This is a genomic window from Actinomyces dentalis DSM 19115, assembly GCF_000429225.1.
Taxonomy (GTDB): domain Bacteria; phylum Actinomycetota; class Actinomycetes; order Actinomycetales; family Actinomycetaceae; genus Actinomyces; species Actinomyces dentalis.
In genome coordinates this window covers 1-4,902 of record NZ_AUBL01000083.1, presented here as the reverse complement: position 1 = coordinate 4,902, position 4,902 = coordinate 1, and the positions used below count along the sequence as shown (strand labels likewise).

The window sequence follows — 4,902 nt, the reverse complement described above, 5'->3', positions numbered from 1 at the left end:
CCTGTTGGTGCGATGCGGGGTGCGCTCGTAGCGCCCCGCGCCGATCACGGCGGCGGCCTCGGCGTCGACCAGATCCTGCAGCCCGGCCTGGAGCAGGCGGCGGAAGACGTCATCGTGAGCCAGATCCGGGTCGGCAAGGACTTCCCGGATCAGCGTGGACACGGCAGACTGGTTCGTGGCGGGCATCGTGGGTGCACTCCTTGTGAATCTGGCTGAGGAACAGGGCTCCCACGATGCCCGCCGCCCGTGCCGACGACCCCGGGCGGAAGCCCCGCGGGAATTGCCACCACACTAAGAGACGCACCCCAGATTTGGACACCGTGCGCGGGTCCGGTGTCTGATTCGGGCCCGGTGTCGGGTCATGGAGAGGGTCCTGGGCCGGGGGCTTCGGGGTGCTGAACCGCATGTGCGCGGCCCGATCCCCGGATTGGCGCGACGAGCCGGGCTCCACAGGCGGGGCTCCGCGCCACCTGTCCACAGGGCTCGGGCGGGGACGTTGCCATCCTCTCCCCGGTGCGTGGCAATAGGCCCATGCATGACGACCTTCTCGCCCTCGTCCGCGGCTGCTACGGCGCCGTGCGCATCCGCGACCTCGAACTGACCCGCACCCAACGACGCCATATCGCCGCCCTCGTCGAAGCAGGGGAGCTCACCGCCCACGAGCACGGCGTCATCAGCATCCCGGGCACCGACCGCGCCCTCGTCCTGGCCCGTATCCACGGCGGACTGCTCACCTGTCAGGCCGCTATGCGCCACTACGGCCTGCCGGTGGCACGAGGACGCGAGCAGATCCACCTCGTCGTTCCGAATGGCGGGCAACTCGCAGCCCTGGGGCGCGAGGTCCTCCACCCCGACAGAAATCAGCCCCGACCGTCGCCCACATCTTCTCCAGTGCAGCCGCTTCCCGAGGCCCTGGCGCGCTTCCTGCGCTGCCACGTCCAGGACGACTCCCCGCTCATCGCCCTTGACGCCGCCCTTCACGACGAGCGGGTCACGGCCGAGCAGGTCCGCGCACTGCTGCGCGGCCCCGGCTCGGCCCGGGCGCTCGCCCGACTCGAGCGCGCAAGCGACCGGGCGCGCTCCCCCCTGGAGACGCTGGCGCGCATGGATCTCGAAGCCGCGGGTCTGAGCTTCGAGGACGGGGTGGACATCGAGGGCGTCGGCGAGGTGGACCTGGTGGTCGAGGGGTGGATCGTCGTGGAGCTCGACGGCTACACCTACCACTGCGACGAGCACCAATTCGCCCTCGACCGGTGGCGCGACCGCCAGCTCATCGCCCGCGGCTACCTGCCCCTGCGCTTCACGCGGAAGGAGGTCTGCGCCCACCAGGTCGTTCCGGATGTCTTGAAGGCCCTCGATCGTTGGGGGTCTCGTCGCGGGTGCGGCGGCGGGCCTGGATCCACGGGAAAATGAGGATTGTGCCCCGCCCGGGAATCGCCCCGATGGGCCGGGGGCCGTGTGGAGTGAGCGGCTCCTCAGGCGGCGTGGAAGCGCTTGTTCGCGCCCTGGCGGGTCATGCCCAGCACGCCCCCGATCGCCTGCCACGACAGGCCGGCATCGCGCGCGGCCATCACGGCCTTATCGAGCGCGCGCTCGGCGGCGCGAAGGCGCATCTGCGCGACCGCGATTCTCGCGAGGACGGGATCATCGACCGTGGCCGCGGGATCCGGGCCGACCCCGCCGTTGGCGTTCTCGATCTCGTCGAGCATCTCCTCGGCGGTCCTCATATTCCTACTTCCTCCTCAAGAACTTCTTGCGCGCGGGCATGGCATGGAAGACGAAGCCATCATCGCTGACGCCGACCTCGAGCAGACGACCGGACCGAGAGGGGTCGACGACATATCCGTCGAAATAATGGACTGTTACGGGGTTGTTCAAAGCGTGGTCGATGTCCTCTCGCGCGAGGCCGTGCTTCCATGCACTCTTCAAGAACCCCATGATGGAAATCATATTTGCCGCACGGCGCAGTTGTCGACTCTTGTTACCATCAAGCGGCATGCGCGAAGCACGGCACAGCCGTGTCCGGCCGCCCGACTCCCCCGAGGGGTGAGCCGGCGGCGCTTCCGGCTCACCACACCCCGATGACGTTCCACCGGATCGGGCCCACCAGCAGCCAGATGGCCATGTGGACGACGCCCAGGACGAGCCCGGTCCGCCACCACGCCCCGAGCTCGACGTACCCGGACCCGAAGTACAGGGACGCTGGCCCGTTGCCGTAGTGGGTCAGGCACCCCATGCGGGTCGGGATCGCGCCCAGCATCACGGTCAGCGGCACCCCGGGCAGCCCCAGCGCCAGCCCCACACCGAGGAAGACGGCGAACATGGAGGCCGTGTGGGCCGTGCCCGAGGTGAACAGGTAGTGGGTCAGCGCGTCAGAATCCTTCCGTTGCATCAGCACTCCGGTCGGATTCCGGGCCCGGCGGGGGCGGTCGGCGCGTCCGACGGCGGCGCGGCGCCGGGCGGGGACCTGAGGATCCGCCCGGTCCGCAAGGCGGGGATGATGGGCGCGATTGCGCGCGAAGGGCGGGGACCCACCCCGGGGGAGGCGAACGGCGGACCTGCAGATTCGCCCTGTCGGGAGCGCCGGTCCCGCCCACGATCAAGCCGTCCCGTTCACCCCGGCCGTCCGCCTCTCCTGCGCCGGCGGGCCTCGCGCGTCCCGCGCGCAATCGGGCCGTCCGCCGGGCCCGCCGCCCTGTCCCCGTGAGCGCGGGCGCGGCTGGAGCACCTGGAGGACCTGCCCGCCTCCGGCCGCCCCGTCCCCGTGAGCGCGGGCGCGGCCACGGAACTGGCGGGAACTGCGGGAAGGCGGTATGCGCTGCGAGGAAGCGGTGCGAACCGGGACTCATGGCCGTCGCAATTGAGGGGATGCCAGTGGTTTACTTGACTGACCGTCAGGACGCGCAGCGAAGGGGGTCTGCATGAGCGCCGTCATACGACCCTGCGTACTGGAGTGGGCGCAACGCCGTGGAGGCCGCGATGATGATGATATGCGCGGCAGGTTCGCGAACTGGGACCGGTGGCTGGCCGAGGAGGAGCGGCCCGGATTCTCCGAGGTCGAGGCCATCGCCGACTTCACCCATGTCCCCGTCGGATACCTGTTCCTGTCCGAACCGCCTCAGGAGGAGCTTCCGATCCCCGACTTCCGGGCCGGTCGAGGACCCGATGTCGCGCCGAGCGGCGATCTTCTGGAGACGATTTATCTCAATCAGCGCCGGCAAGGGTGGTACGAGGACTACCTGACCGAATTCGGCGACGCCGACCCGCTCCCCTTCGTCGGTTCTGCGCGTCACGCCTCTGTCGAGCGCGCCGCCGACATGATCCGCAAGGAATTGAATTATGGGATTGAAGTCCGTCTGAGAATGCGGTCCATTGATGAGGCGCGGGCTCATCTCATCGAGTCCTTCGAAGCGCTCGGCGGCCTGGTCGTCCTCAACTCTATTGTCGAGAATAACACTCATCGCCCGCTGGACATAGACGAGTTCAGGGGGTTCACACTGCATTCAGTCACGGCGCCCCTCGTTTTCGTCAACGCCCGGGATACCAAGCGAGGGCAGGTGTTCTCCCTTCTTCACGAGTTCGCGCACGTGTGGCGGGGCGAGTCCGGTGTCAGTGCGGGCGGCGAGCCGTTGCGCGGTCGTAGTGATCGAGTCGAGCGCTGGTGCGATGCGGTGGCCGCTGAGATCGCCGTGCCGGTCGCCGATCTGCGCTCCCAATTCGACGCTGGCACCGGCCTTGTCGAGGAACTTGAATGTTTGGCCGACCGATACTGGTGCTCCACTCTCGTCGTTCTGATCAGGCTGCGCGATACGGGGCTTGTGAGGCGCGAGGGATTTCAGAACATTTATGATACCGAGGTTGACAGGCTTCGGAAGGCGGCTGAAGGTAATCCGCGCGGCGGGGGCGGCAACTTCTACAACAATCAGTCATTCAGGGTGGGGAGAACGCTCAGTCGCGCAATTGTTCGCGATACGATGCGCGGCTCCACATCCATGACCGAGGCGTTGCGTCTGCTTTCCTTCAAAAGAGCGCCCATGTTTGATAAATATGCGGAGCGACTGGAAGGCGTCGGATAGTGTTTCTGCTGGACTCGAACGTTTTTATAAACGCTTCTCGACTATACTATGCTCCAGATATTGCTCCAACTTTCTGGGGCTGGTTGTCCGACCAGCATCAACAGGGGAATATAGCGTCCGTTTTGCGCGTCAAAAATGAGATTGACGACGGAAAGATGGGTCACCTTAAAAAATGGGCGTCCGGCCTGCCGAATTCTTTCTGGTTGAGACCGAACGTGGACGCCATGGATTCTATGAGACAACTCTCCGACTGGGTTATGCATCCAGGGCGACCGTATTTCGCATCCGCCAGATCCGAATTTCTGCGCGTGGCTGATTGCTACATAGTGGCCCAGGCGCACAGCACCGGGAGTGAAGTCGTGACATTCGAGCAACCCGCGCCGTTTTCGAAGAGACGCGTACTCATCCCCGATGCGTGCGGTGCCATGGGGGTCCCCTACCGGGAGCCCTTCGGAGTGTACCGACGGCTCGGCCTGCGGTTCTTCTAGGGCGTGTTATGTAAGTCGTTTGAGCCAGTGGTCGATGGCGGCGATGCGGGTGGTGGTCCGGTATCGGACGGCGAGCTTGTCGTACCTGGTGGCCAGGCCGCGGTTGTGCTTGAGGCGGCTGAAGCCGCGCTCGACGGCGTTGCGGTCCTCGTGGACGTCGGGGTCGAAGGCGGGCGGTCTGCCCCCGGCGCCGCCGCGTCGGCGGCGGTTGGCGGCCTGGTCGGCCTTGACCGGGATCGTGGCGCGGATGTGGTGGGCGCGCAGCCAGTCCCGGTTGGCCCTGGAGGAGTAGGCCCTGTCCGCCAGAACCCGGTCCGGGCGGGTGCGGGGCCGTCCGC

The 4,902-nt window shown here is 66.9% G+C and carries 8 protein-coding genes; 3 read left to right on the top strand and 5 right to left on the bottom strand.

The window, feature by feature from the left end; all coding sequences use genetic code 11:
* Window positions 1–186: transposase (locus G446_RS0113200; protein WP_026410491.1), on the bottom strand; the 186-nt coding region annotated here is incomplete at its 3' end.
* A gap of 345 nt (window positions 187–531) precedes the next feature.
* On the opposite strand from G446_RS0113200, the gene G446_RS18030 reads away from it, so the two are divergent.
* The gene (locus G446_RS18030) at window positions 532–1,413 is read left to right on the top strand and encodes a putative endonuclease domain-containing protein (protein WP_051286012.1); all 882 of its coding nucleotides are present in this window, start codon (window positions 532–534) and stop codon (window positions 1,411–1,413) included.
* Between the two features lie 62 nt (window positions 1,414–1,475).
* Here G446_RS18030 and G446_RS0113190 read toward each other — a convergent pair whose 3' ends face one another.
* The 3 genes from G446_RS0113190 to G446_RS0113180 all read right to left on the bottom strand — a co-directional run bounded on the left by G446_RS0113190 (window position 1,476) and on the right by G446_RS0113180 (window position 2,392).
* Window positions 1,476–1,727 carry a hypothetical protein gene (locus tag G446_RS0113190; protein WP_026410490.1) on the bottom strand — a complete coding sequence of 84 codons (252 nt, stop codon included), beginning with the start codon at window positions 1,725–1,727 and terminating at the stop codon, window positions 1,476–1,478.
* A 4-nt stretch (window positions 1,728–1,731) separates the two neighbouring features.
* Window positions 1,732–1,938 carry a hypothetical protein gene (locus G446_RS0113185; RefSeq protein ID WP_156916681.1) on the bottom strand — a complete coding sequence of 69 codons (207 nt, stop codon included), beginning with the start codon at window positions 1,936–1,938 and terminating at the stop codon, window positions 1,732–1,734.
* A 130-nt stretch (window positions 1,939–2,068) separates the two neighbouring features.
* The gene (locus tag G446_RS0113180; RefSeq protein WP_026410488.1) at window positions 2,069–2,392 is read right to left on the bottom strand and encodes an anion permease; all 324 of its coding nucleotides are present in this window, start codon (window positions 2,390–2,392) and stop codon (window positions 2,069–2,071) included.
* A 529-nt stretch (window positions 2,393–2,921) separates the two neighbouring features.
* Between G446_RS0113180 and G446_RS0113175 the strand changes: the two genes are divergently transcribed.
* On the top strand, window positions 2,922–4,076 hold the full coding sequence (locus G446_RS0113175) for an ImmA/IrrE family metallo-endopeptidase (RefSeq protein WP_026410487.1): 1,155 nt from the start codon (window positions 2,922–2,924) through the stop codon (window positions 4,074–4,076).
* Window positions 4,076–4,564, top strand: a complete 489-nt coding sequence (locus G446_RS19565) for a DUF4411 family protein (RefSeq protein ID WP_245574717.1) — start codon at window positions 4,076–4,078, stop codon at window positions 4,562–4,564. Before G446_RS0113175 ends, G446_RS19565 begins: the two co-directional genes overlap by 1 nt.
* 6 nt (window positions 4,565–4,570) lie before the next feature.
* On the opposite strand, the gene G446_RS0113170 is transcribed toward G446_RS19565, so the two are convergent.
* Window positions 4,571–4,902 (bottom strand): IS5/IS1182 family transposase (locus G446_RS0113170; protein ID WP_026410486.1); only part of this gene is annotated, 332 nt, incomplete at its 5' end.

What these genes read in the sequence shown, in the direction of transcription:
- G446_RS18030 (WP_051286012.1), top strand. Translation starts at nt 532, where the DNA reads ATGCATGACGACCTTCTCGCCCTCGTCCGCGGCTGCTACGGCGCCGTG.
- G446_RS0113190 (WP_026410490.1), bottom strand. Translation starts at nt 1,727, where the DNA reads ATGAGGACCGCCGAGGAGATGCTCGACGAGATCGAGAACGCCAACGGC.
- G446_RS0113185 (WP_156916681.1), bottom strand. Translation starts at nt 1,938, where the DNA reads ATGGGGTTCTTGAAGAGTGCATGGAAGCACGGCCTCGCGCGAGAGGAC.
- G446_RS0113180 (WP_026410488.1), bottom strand. Translation starts at nt 2,392, where the DNA reads ATGCAACGGAAGGATTCTGACGCGCTGACCCACTACCTGTTCACCTCG.
- G446_RS0113175 (WP_026410487.1), top strand. Translation starts at nt 2,922, where the DNA reads ATGAGCGCCGTCATACGACCCTGCGTACTGGAGTGGGCGCAACGCCGT.